This window comes from Streptomyces sp. NPDC004752 (assembly GCF_053601275.1).
Map to the genome: position 1 here is coordinate 1 of NZ_JBSGBN010000186.1, position 14,454 is coordinate 14,454.

Consider the following 14,454-nt stretch of genomic DNA (forward strand, 5'->3'; position numbering starts at 1 on the left):
ACCACCGTGCACACCGTCTCCGCCGACCTGGCCACACCGGACGCCCCGGCCGAGATCGCCGACCGGATCCGCAACCTGACCGACCGGGTTGACACCCTGGTCAACAGCGTCGGAACCGCACACTTCGCCTCGCTCGCCGACACCACCACCGACGCGATGCACACGATGTGGCGCCTCAACGTCCAGGTACCCCTGTTGCTGAGCCAGCAGCTGCTGCCCGCCCTCCTGGCAGCCGAAGGGAACATCATCAACATCAGTAGCTACTGGGCCCACAAGATGGTCGCCGGCCGTCCCTCGGCCGCCTACTCCGCCACTCGGGGAGCCCTCAACTCCCTGACCCTGGCCCTGGCCAACGAACTCGGCCCCCAAGGCGTACGCGTCAACGCCATCGCCCCCGGCGCCGTCCGCACCCCCACCTATGAACGCTCCTACCTTGAGCCCATGAGCGCCGAGCAGCGTGACTCCCACGACCGGCAGATCGAACAGTCCTACCCCCTGGGACGCCTGGGCACCGCATCCGACATCGCGGCCGCAGCCGCCTATCTGGCCTCCGCCACCTGGACCACCGGCGCCATCCTCGACGTCGACGGCGGCCTCACCGTCCGCTGACACGGTGCCGCTCATCCGCCCTGGGCCAGGGATGCCAGTCGTGACGTTCGCCTGCGTCAGATTGGCCCTGGTCAGGATCGCGTACGTCAGGAACTATCGTCTTCCCGGGTAAGGGTGTTGAGTTTCCGCAGCTCAGGCATGGTTGTGGTGCCGCTGAGGGAGGCGTGGGCCGTTCTGCGTGACGGGGACGGCAGGGAGGCGGCCGGTGGCTTCGGTGGTGGGCTTGTTGGACGTCGAAACCAGTGGCTGAACAGGCTGCGGGCCGTGGCGACCGGCTGAGATTTTCCAACGCCTGGGTGGCGGATGGTGATGGCGGCTCAGCCCTGCAGGTAGGCGAGTACTGCCAGGATCCGGCGGTTGTCGTCTTCGGACGGTTCGAGTCCGAGTTTGGCGAAGATGTTGAAGGTGTGCTTGCTGACGGTCTTCTCGCTGACGAACATCCGCGCGGCGATGGCGGTGTTGGAGCGGCCCTGGGCCATCAGCGAGAGTACCTCCTGCTCACGCGGGGTCAGCTCCAGCAGGAGGGGGCCGGCCGAGCGGTGGGTGAGGAGTGCGCCGACAACGTCGGGATCCATGACCGTATTGCCGGCGGCGACCTGCCGGACGTTGGCCACGAACTGGCCGACGTCCAGCACCCGGTCCTTCAGCAGGTAGCCGACCGCTCCGGCGCGGTCGGACAACAGTTCCGTGGCGTACAGCTGCTCGACGTACTGTGAGAGCACCACGATGGGCAGGCCGGGGATCTGCTTGCGTGCGTCGATCACGGCGCGCAGGCCTTCGTCGGTGAAGGTCGGAGGCAGCCGCACATCGACGACCGCGACGTCGGGCCGGTGGGTGGTGAGCGCTCTGATCAAGGAAGGGCCGTTGTCGACGGCTTCGACGACCTCGAAGCCGTTGGCCTGGAGGATCCTGATCAGGCCCTCCCGGAGCAGGGCGAGGTCTTCGGCTATGACAAGGCGCAAGGCAGCGACATCCTTATCTCGGTGGGTCCGCCGGGCGGACTGTCGGCGGTCAGAGTGCCGTCGAAGGCTCCCAGACGGCGCGCCACGCCCCGCAGGCCGGTGCCGCCGTCGAGAGTGGCACCCCCGCAGCCGTCGTCAAACACCAGCATCGTCAGCGACCCCGCCGTTGTGCCCGGGTGGGGCGTGAACTCCACGGTGATCCGTATGTTCCGGGCGCGAGCGTGTTTGATGGCGTTCGTCAGGGCCTCGGCGATGGCGAAGTAGGCCGCCGACTCGACCGGCGCGGGCAGTCGTCCCGGCAGGCGTGTCACCAACGTCGTCGGTATCGGGTTGGCCAGGGCCAGGGCCTGCAGGGCGCCGTCCAGGCCGCGGTCCGCGAGTACCGGTGGATGGATGCCGCGTACCAGGTCCCGCAGTTCTGCCAGGGCATTGGCCGTCGATGCGCGGGCCTCGGCCAGGAGCTGCTGGACAGCCTGCGGATCGTCGGGGAGGAGTTGTTCGGCCAGGCCCAGGCTCATGCCCAACGACACCAGTCGGGCTTGTGCGCCGTCGTGCAGGTCCCGTTCGATCCGGCGCAGTTCGCCGGCCTGGGTGTCGACGGAGGCCAGCATGTAGGTCGCGTCGGTGCGCTGCCGCCCACAGGCCTTGACCAGGCCAGCGTCCTTCGCCCGTGCCAGCGCGAGATCGAACAGGGCGTCGGCACGGCCGCACTCGGCCAGCCTGTCGCGGAAGTCGGACAGAACGCTGTGATGGAAGCCGGGATCGTCCAACTCCAGGGCGAGGCGAGGGCGTACTTGACGTCGATGCGGCAGCGCACCGCCTCGGCCGCCTGCCGGTCCGAAAGGTTCAACAGGAGCTGCAGCGCGCTTACCGTGGCGAGCTGGCCAGGGACAGCCCCGGCCGCCCGTCGCGCGGGTACCAGGCGACAAAATCCTCATCACGCCACAGCCCGTCCAGCCGGTCACGGACCCACATCGCGGTCGTCCCAGCGGGATTGCTCGCCCGCGCCACCTGCGCAGTTAACGAAGGGACTTGCTCACCGGGACGGGGGCGCAGCGACACCGACTCACCCCAGGAGGACGAACGACCTTCGAAACCAAGCCGATCCTGCCCGACGATCACGCCATCGCGCCGGGGAATCTCAAGATCACCGACAGAGTCTCTCACTGAAGCGGATTGCCTCCAACCCGGCCAAGGTGGGGCGGATCGAAGGCAATGGGATGCAGGGCACGTTGAGATCTGTTCAGTGACGCGTCGTTGTTCTCATGGTTCTGGGCGGACGGTCGGTGATGCCGCACTGTTCTTCCAGTACCTCGTGAAGGATTGTTACGATGTCCGTAGCGCCGTGTGAACCGCTCAACGAAAGTTCAGGGAGGGGCTGCCGGTGCGTGAGAACATGTTCCAAGGCGGAGGAGCACGCCTCCATGAGCTGAGTCGTACTCTCTGTCCCGTTACCGGTTGCCGAGATGATCTGCCGGTACATGTAACGCAGCGCGGAGTCCTCGCCACCACCGGCCCGTTCTTGCATCACCTTGCGCGGGTCGATGATCTCTTCCGGCCAAGGCACGATGATGCCGGGATCCGCTACTTCAGAAACCTCTGAATGAGTCATGAGATGGCTGAGGTTCTGAGGCGGAAGAACAACCGCAGGTTTCCCCATCGTTGTGATTTCCAGGAGAGTTCCCCGACCAGGGGAAGTAGCGATCGTATCCGCGTCCCTGAGCTCCTGAAGAAACCTTTCGTGCGACAGTCGCCCGCCGGAGATCTTCAAGCCGATCAGTTTCTCCAACTGTAGAGGGAGTTCAGATGGCTCTACGTTTCCGGCAATTATGACCTCATGGAATCCATGCTGCTTGAATGCGCGCAGCATGGGATCCACCACCAGCTGGAGATACCCATCAATACTCTCGGACGTGCTGCAGGGAGATTCCAGTCCGCCGAGGCATAGGATCGCTCTGCCGTTCCCCTTCTTGGCAGGGGAGTTGTCGAACGGGCCGACCACGATACCACCTACCCAGCGAAGCCTGTCGATTCCACGCAGCACGGGCCAACTGGGCCTAGGTAGAGACCGGCAGAGCTGCGCGCAGTATCTCGTGACGTGGCGTGGTATGTACCCGCGCTCGGTCCAGACGTCGGGGTTGGTGTCCACATAAATGACAGGGCATCCAGCAGCTTCCAGCCTGGTAGCGAGTCTGGCGTTGAGAACGACCACAGCGGCCGCGACATTCCGCCTTTTCAACTCTCGGTGAAGATTCACCTCGTCGAGACCGTCGGTCTCCATCCAGGAGGAAACATCCTGGCCCTCCAGAACGGGGCGCCCCATGTGTGTATCCAAGCCGATGAAATCGATGGATTTCCCGTAACGAAGGCGGGCGGCACGATGAATCGTGCCCAGCAGGCCCACGCTTCCCCACCCGAACCCGTCACCAGCGATCGCGATTGAGGGGCGATGATGGGGTTCAGACCCTGTGGTGTGCGGCAGCAGAGAACTGCTCGGGCTCATTCTGTTCCCCCAGTAATCGTGGATTTGGTGGGAATGTTGCCCACCCGATGCGACCACGCGCGGTACAGGCTCGCATAGATCGCATTGTGGTGCAGCAGCTCGCTGTGCGTCCCGGCGCCGACCAACCTCCCCTGGTCGAAGACGAGGACGTTGTCGGCTGCTGTTGCGGTGGACAAACGGTGCGCAATGACGATCGATGTGCGATCCTGCGTCAACCGGTTGAACGCCTCCTGAATCCGCAGCTCGGTCTGTGGGTCCACGGCCGAGGTCGCCTCGTCGAGGACCAGGAGGTCCGGTGCGGCTGCATGGGCCCGGGCGATTGCAACGAACTGGCGCTCGCCGGCAGAAAGTGCCTCGCCGCGTGGGCCGACCTGCGTGGCGACGCCCCGAGGCAGGTCGCCGAGCCAATCGCTCAATCCAAGTGCGGCGAACAGGTCTTCGATCTCAACGTCAGTGAGCTCCGGTGCTCCATAACGCACGTTGTCGGCAACCGACGCGTCGAAGAGGAAGACGTCCTGCGGCACCATCACCGCACGACCTTGAAGGGCCTCGTGCGGTTGGTGAGCCATGTCCACTCCGTCGAGCAGGACGCGACCGGCTGTGGGGTCGATCAGCCGTACGGCCAGATATCCGAAGGTCGTCTTTCCTGATCCCGTCTGACCGACCACGGCCACGCGGCTGCCAGCGGTGATTTCCACGTCGATCTGCTGCAACGCGGCGCTGCTGTCGGGGTAGACAAAGGCCACATCCTCGAACCGCACTTCGACCGGGCCCGATGATCGAGTGCCCGCTCCCACCGTCGCCTGGGGGAGTCGGCCCTCGATGTCGATAACCGCGAGGACGCGGCGCCACGTGGCGAGGGCGTTCTGGGTCTCAGTGAGCATTTCGACTCCCATCTGGGCGGGAGTGATGAGGAGTGTAGCGAGGAACAGAATGGCAGTGAGTTCGCCGATGGTCAGATTCTCCGCGTCTATCAATGCCGCGCCGACCACCACGATGGCCAAAACCACCAGTGCCGCAATGACCTCGCTGACAGCCAGTGCCATGGTGGTCAGCCGCTGCGCTCGGATTTTGCTGGCGACGAGGCTGTCCACGGACCTCACGGTTCGGGCCACCACTCGCTTGCGGACCCGGGGCGTGGGCAACACGGGCAGACTTGCCAATGCCTCTGATACCTGGGTCATCAGCGCTGCGACACGTTCGCGGACGGTGCCGAAGAGCGAAGCCATACGTGACTGTGCCCGGCGCAGCGTGAGGAAAACGGTCAAGAAACAGAGCCATACGACGAGTGTGAGTTGCCACGAATAGCAGGCCATGACCACCGTCGTCAAGAAGACCTGCAAGAGACTCATCAGCAGAGTCAGGCCGTTGTGCTGCACGAATGACATAAGCGTGTCCACGTCACCTGTGACTCGACTGACGAGTGCGCCGCGCGACTCTGCCTGGAGCCGCAGCATCGTCAGCTCATGGATGTGCCGGAACACCCTTACCCGGGTCTCGGCCAGTCCTAACTCGGCGTTGGTAATCAGGCGCAACTCCATGAGATAGCCGATGGCTGACGAAAAGAGGATGCCGACAGCAGCCGCGGCGATTAGAGCACTTATCACTCTTGTGTCCGGATGAGTTGCTCTTGCGGTTTTGTCAACCACGAGCTGAATCGTCACCGGCAGGATCAAGCGGCCGGCAGTGGAAATGACTGCCAGCAAGAGGGTCCAGCCGAGACCCTTGGTGAACGCTGAGGAAAGGGTGATGCCGCGGCGCAGTACTGAACCAGCAGACTCTGGGGGAGTCATCTTCAACGCCACCTCTAGCAAGCGCTTACGGTGTAGGCCAGCATCGAAGCTAGATGGAAACTCGGAGCCAGTCAAGAGGTCAAGAGGTTGATCAGAGGCTTATGGATCAAGTAGGCCAAAAAGAGCCATATAGGTGTGGCGCTGGCTTGATGAAAGCGCTTGTGGGTCGCCAGAACCCGGTGTTAGGTTAGATCCGCCTGTGAAAGCGCTTCACCCGTGTTGTCGTGAAGGTATTTCAATACCGTTTACTCCGATACCTCCAATCGAGGTCTTGCTGAGTCCAGAAACACGTCTGCAAGGGCCCGGGGAATCACCAGTCGGAGCATATTCTCGCTGCCATTTTGCGTTACCGCGAGGAATTTTTCGCCGAGCTAGAGAGGCCTTGATATGCCGCTGCCCCCTACCAATCGCGATCCCTGGTCTCACACCACCAGTGCGCGAGGGTTTCAGTGCGATGAGTTGGTATCCGCGCTGCAGAAGTACATCCGGCGTGGAAACCTCGATGAGGCACTACTGATCGCGAGGGAGATGTACGAGACCGGTCCTGAACTCGAGCAGCATCTGTGGACCCGACTCATGGTGATTTCGTCATCTGACTGCGGTGACGGAACATTTCTGCAGACGCCGATAGTTGAGTCGTTGCATCGGGTGTGCATGCGTATGCCTCGCGGCACCGGCGAGCGTTGGCTGTTCATCGCCCAGGCCGTTCGGTACCTGGCCACCTGTACCAAGGACATGACCACGGACGAGATCTGCATGTGGAGTCGCCACGTCATGAATAAGGGCCTGCGCGAGCCGGTGATTCCGAGCTACGCAATCGACATCCACACCGCCAAGGGACAAGAACTGGGCAGGGGTGTCGCTCACTTCCTGGACGAAGGCACCTATATTGAGAACCCCTATGCCGGCGCGGACCACACCTTCGGCGACCGAGTCCGCGAGATTGTCGCGCGCGGCGAGTGGGAGTGAGCGCATGCGGATTACCTTCCTCGGTCACGCAGGACTCGAAGTCGAGGCAGCACGGTTCCGCTTAGTATGCGATCCCTGGTTCGCCGAAAGCGGGGCGAATCTGGGCTCATGGCACCCCTATCCGCGCAACGATCACCTGGACATTCCCGCCTTGCAGGCTGCGGACTGGGTGGCAATCTCCCACGAGCATCTGGACCACTTTGACCCCGAGTTCCTTGCGAGCCTGGACGAGCACACCCAGGTACTCATCCCGCGGTACCCAACGAGACGATTCCGTGACTGCCTAACCGCGGCCGGAGTGAAGCGGATTATCGAGATCGAGCCTTGGCGTCAGTTTCCCCTGGACAACGCGGGCTCCTGGCTGACTGTCATTCCCGAGGCATCCCCCATGTTCCACGACTCGGCGTTCCTGCTCGTCTCTGATGGCCGATCCTTACTCAACTGCAACGACGCCAAGTTGACTGTCACCCAGGCCCGCAAGGCGAAACACATTGCCGGAGGCAGACTCGACCTGATGGGGCTGCAGGCTTCTTTAGCCGCGTGGCACCCGATGGCCTACGACAGCTATTCGTCCGAAGATATCGCGCGGATCTCTTGGCAGAAGAAGCAGGCCAAGTTCCGGGCAGTCGCGCGTTTGGTTCGCGGTACGGCGCCGGATCTAGCCGTGCCCTTCGCCGGGCCCCCCTGCTTCCTGGACGATGAGCTGCGCCAGTTCAACTGGGTGCTCGAACGTGGTGCGGCGGGCGCCTACGCGGACCCGGAGGAGTCCGCTGCCTGGCTGACCGAGAAAGTACCCCAGCAACGTTGGGCGACGTTCAAACCCGGCGACTGTCTCGATCTCTCGAAAGGGGCGATCGAACGCGACCCCTTATCGGAGGCATTTGACTACGCCGATCGTGGCATGTACATAGCACGCTACGCGGCTGATCGCCGCGACGCGGTCCATGCGGTCCACGCCGCTTACCCCGACCCGCCCCCCAGCCTCTACGAGCTGTTCACGGCTCACTTCACCTGGCTCGGCTCTCTCAGCCAGCACTTCAACCAGAGAGTCGACATGACTGTGAGGTTCGAGGTGGCAGGACCGCACGGCGGCGTCTGGGATGTCACGTTTGCATCTGAAGGGGTGACCGTAGGCATAGGCCTTGTCGACGTGCCGAGTTGTGTGCTGAAGGTCGCCGGCCGCTGGCTGTTGCCCGTCCTTACCGGAGACGTGACCTGGGAGTCGCTCATGCTGTCCTTGCGCATGCGCTTCTGGCGCGACCCCGACGTCTACAACGACTACTTGATCGGGCTGTTCAAGCATGCCGATGAAACAGCATTGCGCGCCGTGGAGGAGTACGACAAAGGCCGTGACGAAACCGAGACCATCGTGGTTACTGATGCGGGCGGTGCGCGATTCGAAGTCGGGCGCTACTGCCCTCACTCGGGGGAGGACCTAGCCACGGGCAGCGTTCTGGACGACCGGCGACTCACCTGCCTACGGCACGGATTCACCTTCGACCTCAACACCGGTGCATGTGTCAACGCCCGGTGTGCGCCGCTGACCACTCGGCAGGTTACTTCTGCGGCCGGGGAGCAGAGGGAGCCATGACCGTCACCCTCTATGACCGCCAGCACTGGCCCGAGGTGCAGGTATGGGCCAGTTACACCGAAACCCCCCTCCCTGATGATCTTGTGCAGAGTGTGCACCTGATAGCTCTCGACCCCGACGGCCACATCGCCGTCTGCCGGGACATCCATGGAGCGGTATTCCTACCAGGCGGCACACGCGAACCCGATGAGTCCATCGACGCCTGCTGTCGACGAGAGATTCGGGAGGAGGCTGGTCTCGAACTCATGGGCACCCCCGTCTGGTTCGGTGCCCATCTCGCCGACGGTTATAAGGCCACTCCCTACAGACCCCACCTACCGCACCCGAGGAAGGCCTGGCTGTGGGGTGTAGCCGACGCGGCGATTTCCGGCCCACCGACGAACCCGGATGGCGCTGAGCAGGTAACCGAAGTCCTGATGCTGCCACTGCCACAGGCCAAGGTCCTGCTCTCCCGGACGAAGCCCTGGTACGGCGAGCTTCTGGACCGGGCCATCCACTTCTACGAACGGAACAGGAGCGATGGCTCACGCCCTCGTAGTTGACACAGACATCCACGGTGTGAACGATGATGCCTTTGCGCTGCACTATCTGTTCACCCACGGGCACTACCCATCCATGATCACCACCTGTTCGGGCAACACGTTGTCCTCTGACAGTGCCGCCGACGCCGAGAGCCTGCTCAAGGCATACCAACTGCAGTTGCCGGGCGGTGTGCAGCAAGGCCCGGACCACCCCATGGGCTGGTCCACCCAGATCCGTGAAGCGCACCGGACAATGCGTCGCGAACATGGGGCGACTCTCCATCTAGGTGAACTGGGCAGTGATCGAGCACTGTCCGAGGCCATGCACTCCCACACCATCGATTACTCCGCATGCCCGCCCGACTCAGAGATCACCTATCTTGCACTTGGGCCGCTGGGGAATCTCAGTGCAGCGCTCGACGCCGGTGTCATCTCTGTCGATCGGATCGACCACCTCGTCTTCTCGGGTGGAGCATTCACTACTGCCGGAAACGTTGGCCCCTACGCGGAGTTTAATGTGTTCGCCGATCCCCTCGCAGCGGCCAAAGTGCTGGGTGCAGGACTGCGCCGCATCACCATCGTCCCCCTGGAAGTCACAGCCAAAGTCACCTATGGGATCGCTGAGTTCGAACGTATCTCAGCCACCACAGCGGTCTTCGCTAAGGACCTCAAGCGCACCAAGCAGGACGAATTTCGCACCAACCCCGACTTTCGCGAGCCGATCTGGGACCTGGTCGCAGCGATCGTGCTGTTCCAGCCAGAGGTGATCCTGCGCAGTCAGCGCGCCACTGTGGCCGTTGACTGCGGGCCGGGCGAGACCCTCGGTGCGACCAGCATTCTCGCCCTCGATTCTGACTCTAGCATCGAGATAGTGCTCGAAGTGGACGAGGATGCCATCCGAAGGATCATGTGCCAGTGCGCTCAAGGAGGCTTACGGTGACTGACCATCTAATCTCCCAAGTCTCGATCGTCATACCTGTGAAAGACGACCCCCTCATCGTTCGCTGTCTGGAATCCGTCGACGAGAACGTCGAGGTTGTGGTCGTCACCAACGGCAGCACTGAGACGTTTGTGAACGATCTCGCCTGCTTCGACAAGTACCCCGTCCAAATGGTGTGCCTGGACAATCCTGGCATCGGTGCAGCCTTCAATGCGGGAGTGGAGAAGGCCAGTGGGGAATACATCCTGCTCATGGATTCGGACTGTGTATTCCTGCCCGGCTCCATCCGCGCGCTTGCAGAGGGGATCACCGGAGGGAACTTCTCCCGGGGGCGCGTACAGTTCAGCAGTCACAGCTGGGCGACGCGTATGACGGCCAGGACGCGGGAATTCACCGAAGACGCGTTGCGGACTGGGCGCCCCAACGCCTATAGTCCTCCGCTGCTCTACCGCAAGAGCGTAATAACGCAGCTCGGCGGCTATCACTTCGATGCGCGGCTGGCCTGGCGCGAAGATCGGGACTTCGAGCTGCGTCGCAGGGCTGCAGGACTGGACGTGAAGTTCGTGTCCGGCGGCGTCGTCGTACACAAAGCGCTGTCGTTCGGTGACGACCTGGCCAGTGTACGGAGCTATGGCGCTGGCCAGTATCACGGGGAAGCGTTGGGGGTCCTGCCCGCCAACTCATGGCGGCATGAGACGGCGAAGGTACTGCGGGCCGTGAAGCGGATAGCTTTCGGTACCGGTAACCCCATTCTGGCCCTGTATCCGATCGTGCGTCGGGTCGCTTTTGTGCAGGGTTACCGTCGCGCACAGCGGGTAGCGAAGGCCACATCATGATTATCGCGACCGATCTCGACGGGACACTAACCGGTGACGGCGACCGCATAACCCCCGAAAATATTCAGGCCATTGAGATGGCGAAGAGGTACGGGGTGACCTGCGTGCTGGCCACGGGTCGGCCCTCGCGGTGCCTGAATCCTGAGCGCGACAGGCTGGATCTGTTCGATGCTGTCATCACATGCAACGGTGCGGAACGGATGCTCACATTCGGGTCGCGCCTGTTCGCCCCGCTGTCTCCGATACACATCAGCGCCGTTGCAGCAGCCCTCCGCGGACACGCGATCGCCGGCGCCTTCGCCTTCGAATTCGGAGAGAGCGTGGGGTTCGAGCCCCACTACGGCGGCTGGCCGGCGAACGACATCGGGACGACGGCGGTTGTAGCCCCCTTCGCGGCCTTGCAAGTCCACGGAGACTGCGGAAGGCTCCTGTTCCTGCCGGACGATGCCGAGTGCGACCAGATTGTGGCACTCCTTGAGGAGGATCTGGGTGAGGCGGTCTCGGTGACGCACTCCAACCCTTTGGGCCGACGAGGCCCGATCGAGATCAGTTCCGCCTCCGCGACCAAAGGTAACGCCCTGGCCGCGTGGTTGAAGGAATCCGGACGCGAGGGTGAGCAGCTCATCGCCTTCGGTGATCAGCTCAATGACCTGTCCATGCTGCGCATTGCTGACCAGGCTTTCGTAGTTGGTCCGGCCCACCCACGTCTCGCAGAGTTGTTTTCACATCTGCCGAACGACGCCGGCACTGGCGTCGCCCGCTACGTGCTGGACGGACTGCTGGCTCCATTTCGAAGGGATTCACATGGCCACTAAGCGAGAGTGCGCAGTTTCGGTCATCGTCACCAGCTACAATTACGCACACTTTCTACGCCGAGCCTTGGTCAGCGTGCACGAGCAGACCGAGCAGGACTTCGAGCTGATCGTCGTGGACGACGGCAGTACCGACGACACTCTGCTGATCGCCCGTGCTTTCACGAGCGAGTATCCGAACCTGTCGGCGACCATTGTGTGCACGGGCAACGGTGGCGTGAGCCGCGCACGCAACCTCGGGATTGCCCTGGCCCGCGGCCGTTACGTCGTGTGTCTTGACGCCGACGACTATTTCGCCCCCACCGCCCTGGAGCGCATGCGGTCCGTGCTGGACTCAGAGCCTGGGATCAGCGTTGTGCGACCAATGCTCCAGATCTTCGGTGATGTGGAGGCTGTCTGGGACTGGATGGTGGTGCCCTATGAGTTCGACAGGCTGTGCCTCAAGAACATCGCCCCCTACTGTGCGATGTTCCGCCGCGATGCTTGGGAGCAAACCGACGGATATGATGAGGACTTGCCCTCGTGGGAAGACTGGGACTTCTGGATTACCATTGCCAAGCACGGGCACCGCATGGGTGCGGTCATGGAGCCACTGGTTCACCACCGGATGAGCCGGGACGGCAAGTTCGCCAGGAATTTGCATCGCCAACTCAAGCTCCTTGCGTCCATCGTGCGCAATCATCCTGAAATCTATGGGGATGAATCGGGAGAGCTCGCCAAAAGAATTCTTTCCGGTGAGAACGTCGATACTGAGCTGGCAGACCCGCCGCACCCCATCTTCGGCTGGTCTTTGTGAACACAGAGCCTCGCCCGTTCCGGCAAGGAATGCGCAGTGTTGGCACGGCGATTGCCATGGAGCCCAGGCTGTTCGCTTTTACCTCGATCGCGAGCGTTGTGTACGCAATCACCGTGGTCGCCGGGGCGCGGGCCATCGGCTACGCCACAGACCACGTAATAGTCCCTGCCGCGCGCGGCCAGTTGGCTGTTGCCTCGACCATGGCCGCTTCAGGGCTCATCGTGACGTTGGCTTTTATCCGCGGCGCAAGCTTTGTTGTACGACGCTATCTGAACGGAGTGTTCCAGTTCAGAGTGGAGGCCGACAGCCGCAGGAAACTGGCGCACTGTTACGTCCTGCTACCCCAGATATGGCACGCACGGCACGATCGCGGCGAGCTGTTGTCGACGATCAACACCGACGTCGACTCCGCCTGGATGCCCCTTTCCCGGCTTGCGCTGGCTTGCAGTGGCAGCTTCATGCTTGTCGGCGCGGTCATCGACATGTATCTCACCGATGTCGTGCTCGCCGTCATCGGAACGCTGTTGTTCCCCGCAATTGGGCTCCTCAACTGGTTCAACCTGAGGATGTCCGCTGTCCTGGCAAAGCGGGTGCAGGCACTGCGGGGAGAGGTCAGCACGACAGCACATGAGAGTTTCGGCGGTGCACTCGTCGTCAAGACGCTTGGGAATGAGGAAGTTGAGGTTGCGCGTTTTGCCCACGTGGCAGGCAGATTGCGCCAGGCAAACGTGGCCCTCGGTCGGGTCGGGGCGTTCTTCGATCCAGCTATGGAGGCCGTTACTGCACTCGGTGTGCTGGCAGTGCTATGGGTAGGCATCCTTCGGATCAATGGGGGCGGCCTGGGCATCGGCGAGTTGGTTCACATGACCTATCTCATCACCGCTATCGCTTTCCCCCTGCGATCAATTGGTTGGTTCGTCAGCGCCTTCTCTCAGAGCACAGCTGGCAGAGAGCGCATCCAGGCCGTTATCACCGAACCTGTCCCTGCTTCGCCTGACCCTCTGGTGGCTCATACCGGGTCGCGGCAAACCATCGAACCTGCACTGGTGATACGCAATGTATCCTTTGCCTATCCCGGTGCCGACGAACCAGCAGTAACCGGGGTCGACTTCTCCGTGCCCACGGGTGCCACCGTCGCCCTCGTCGGAGCAACCGGAAGCGGCAAGTCCACACTTGCCCAGTTGGTTGCCGGTTTGTGGACGCCCAGCACTGGTTCGATAGAGATCTACGGGAGTCCTCCCGCCTGCCGCCTCGACGAACTGGCCTATGTACCCCAGCACGCCTTCCTTTTCCGGGAAACCGTGCGATTCAACATCACGCTTGGCGATGAAATTCCGGATGAACGGATCTGGAGGGCCCTGCGTGTGGTGCAAGCTGAGGGTTTTGTGGGTGATCTTCCCCTCGGGCTCGAGCAGCCCGTCGGTGAGTACGGAACGACACTGTCGGGGGGGCAGCGCCAGCGTATCGCCTTGGCCAGAGCACTTGTCCGTCGGCCGAGTCTGCTCATCCTTGATGACGCCACATCGGCACTCGACCCGCGCGTGGAGGCACAGGTGCTCGATGCCCTCCACGACGGCAGAACCAAGCCCACCACCACGCTCACGATTTCCTCTCGGTCGGCGGTGGTTCAGCGTGCTGACACGGTCATCCGTCTCGCCGGAGGCCGCGTGGCCGAGTGTGGCCCCCACCAAAGTCTCTGGAACGCCAGCGGCTTGTATCGCGAGCTAATCTCAGCTTGACGTTTATGTGCGCCACGAGCGCGGAGAGTGAGTTCATGTAACGGGCTGCCCCGCGATTGATCTTGGGTATGGCGTGACATGACGATGGCCGCGCGGGTTCTTGAGGTGTGAAGATCAAGCAGGCCCGTGCGGCCATGTCCCATCCTGCCTTCTGCGGCGTCTCACACCAACATCTCGGCGAGTTGATCGAAGAACTCGCGCCACGCTGGGAGGTGCGGTGCGAGTCCGGGCGTCATGACCGACGTCACAGCAATCGCCGACGGGAGCCCGGTGCCGGGCCGAAGTACGAACTCGTTTTCACCGACCGGGTCCTGGCGACTCTCGTGCACGTGCGGACCGGCCTGACTCACCAGGCCCCGGCCGTGATCTACGAGGTCGGATCC

At 62.7% G+C, this 14,454-nt stretch carries 13 protein-coding genes and 1 pseudogene; 10 read left to right on the forward strand and 4 right to left on the reverse strand.

What is annotated here, in order from left to right:
* Positions 1-609: SDR family NAD(P)-dependent oxidoreductase (locus ACWEKM_RS42710; RefSeq protein WP_451626697.1), on the forward strand; the 609-nt coding region annotated here is incomplete at its 5' end.
* Between the two features lie 317 nt (positions 610-926).
* Here ACWEKM_RS42710 and ACWEKM_RS42715 read toward each other — a convergent pair.
* From ACWEKM_RS42715 to ACWEKM_RS42730, 4 genes are all read right to left on the reverse strand, one after another.
* A complete protein-coding gene (locus ACWEKM_RS42715; protein ID WP_451626698.1) occupies positions 927-1,571 on the reverse strand; it encodes a LuxR C-terminal-related transcriptional regulator in 645 nt (214 codons plus the stop codon).
* Positions 1,556-2,341, reverse strand: coding sequence for a histidine kinase (locus ACWEKM_RS42720; protein WP_451626699.1), 786 nt, complete (start codon positions 2,339-2,341; stop codon positions 1,556-1,558). The genes ACWEKM_RS42715 and ACWEKM_RS42720 overlap by 16 nt, the downstream gene beginning before the upstream one ends.
* A gap of 473 nt (positions 2,342-2,814) precedes the next feature.
* Positions 2,815-4,074: a hydroxymethylcytosylglucuronate/cytosylglucuronate synthase gene (locus ACWEKM_RS42725; protein ID WP_451626700.1), complete on the reverse strand. Its 1,260-nt coding sequence runs from the start codon at positions 4,072-4,074 to the stop codon at positions 2,815-2,817.
* The gene (locus tag ACWEKM_RS42730) at positions 4,071-5,867 is read right to left on the reverse strand and encodes an ABC transporter ATP-binding protein (protein ID WP_451626701.1); all 1,797 of its coding nucleotides are present in this window, start codon (positions 5,865-5,867) and stop codon (positions 4,071-4,073) included. The genes ACWEKM_RS42725 and ACWEKM_RS42730 overlap by 4 nt, the downstream gene beginning before the upstream one ends.
* A 387-nt stretch (positions 5,868-6,254) precedes the next feature.
* Between ACWEKM_RS42730 and ACWEKM_RS42735 the strand changes: the two genes are divergently transcribed.
* From ACWEKM_RS42735 to ACWEKM_RS42775, 9 genes and pseudogenes are all read left to right on the forward strand, one after another.
* Positions 6,255-6,836, forward strand: coding sequence for a hypothetical protein (locus tag ACWEKM_RS42735; protein WP_451626702.1), 582 nt, complete (start codon positions 6,255-6,257; stop codon positions 6,834-6,836).
* A gap of 4 nt (positions 6,837-6,840) precedes the next feature.
* Positions 6,841-8,427 (forward strand): Rieske 2Fe-2S domain-containing protein, encoded by a 1,587-nt coding sequence (locus ACWEKM_RS42740; protein ID WP_451626703.1) that lies wholly within the window; start codon positions 6,841-6,843, stop codon positions 8,425-8,427.
* Positions 8,424-8,969 (forward strand): NUDIX hydrolase, encoded by a 546-nt coding sequence (locus ACWEKM_RS42745; RefSeq protein WP_451626704.1) that lies wholly within the window; start codon positions 8,424-8,426, stop codon positions 8,967-8,969. Before ACWEKM_RS42740 ends, ACWEKM_RS42745 begins: the two co-directional genes overlap by 4 nt.
* 16 nt (positions 8,970-8,985) lie before the next feature.
* Positions 8,986-9,888: a nucleoside hydrolase gene (locus ACWEKM_RS42750; protein WP_451626705.1), complete on the forward strand. Its 903-nt coding sequence runs from the start codon at positions 8,986-8,988 to the stop codon at positions 9,886-9,888.
* Positions 9,885-10,724, forward strand: a complete 840-nt coding sequence (locus tag ACWEKM_RS42755) for a glycosyltransferase family 2 protein (RefSeq protein WP_451626706.1) — start codon at positions 9,885-9,887, stop codon at positions 10,722-10,724. The genes ACWEKM_RS42750 and ACWEKM_RS42755 overlap by 4 nt, the downstream gene beginning before the upstream one ends.
* Positions 10,721-11,539, forward strand: a complete 819-nt coding sequence (locus ACWEKM_RS42760) for an HAD hydrolase family protein (protein WP_451626707.1) — start codon at positions 10,721-10,723, stop codon at positions 11,537-11,539. Before ACWEKM_RS42755 ends, ACWEKM_RS42760 begins: the two co-directional genes overlap by 4 nt.
* Positions 11,529-12,332 carry a glycosyltransferase family 2 protein gene (locus ACWEKM_RS42765; protein WP_451626708.1) on the forward strand — a complete coding sequence of 268 codons (804 nt, stop codon included), beginning with the start codon at positions 11,529-11,531 and terminating at the stop codon, positions 12,330-12,332. The genes ACWEKM_RS42760 and ACWEKM_RS42765 overlap by 11 nt, the downstream gene beginning before the upstream one ends.
* 56 nt (positions 12,333-12,388) lie before the next feature.
* Entirely contained in the window at positions 12,389-14,071 is a 1,683-nt protein-coding gene (locus ACWEKM_RS42770; protein WP_451626709.1) for an ABC transporter ATP-binding protein, read from the forward strand.
* Between the two features lie 134 nt (positions 14,072-14,205).
* Positions 14,206-14,454: pseudogene (locus ACWEKM_RS42775) on the forward strand (transposase family protein); the annotation flags it as partial.

Coding starts and splice junctions, on each gene's coding strand:
- ACWEKM_RS42725 (WP_451626700.1), bottom strand. CDS start 4,074: ATGAGCCCGAGCAGTTCTCTGCTGCCGCACACCACAGGGTCTGAACCC.
- ACWEKM_RS42730 (WP_451626701.1), bottom strand. CDS start 5,867: ATGACTCCCCCAGAGTCTGCTGGTTCAGTACTGCGCCGCGGCATCACC.
- ACWEKM_RS42735 (WP_451626702.1), top strand. CDS start 6,255: ATGCCGCTGCCCCCTACCAATCGCGATCCCTGGTCTCACACCACCAGT.
- ACWEKM_RS42740 (WP_451626703.1), top strand. CDS start 6,841: ATGCGGATTACCTTCCTCGGTCACGCAGGACTCGAAGTCGAGGCAGCA.
- ACWEKM_RS42745 (WP_451626704.1), top strand. CDS start 8,424: ATGACCGTCACCCTCTATGACCGCCAGCACTGGCCCGAGGTGCAGGTA.
- ACWEKM_RS42760 (WP_451626707.1), top strand. CDS start 10,721: ATGATTATCGCGACCGATCTCGACGGGACACTAACCGGTGACGGCGAC.
- ACWEKM_RS42765 (WP_451626708.1), top strand. CDS start 11,529: ATGGCCACTAAGCGAGAGTGCGCAGTTTCGGTCATCGTCACCAGCTAC.
- ACWEKM_RS42770 (WP_451626709.1), top strand. CDS start 12,389: ATGGAGCCCAGGCTGTTCGCTTTTACCTCGATCGCGAGCGTTGTGTAC.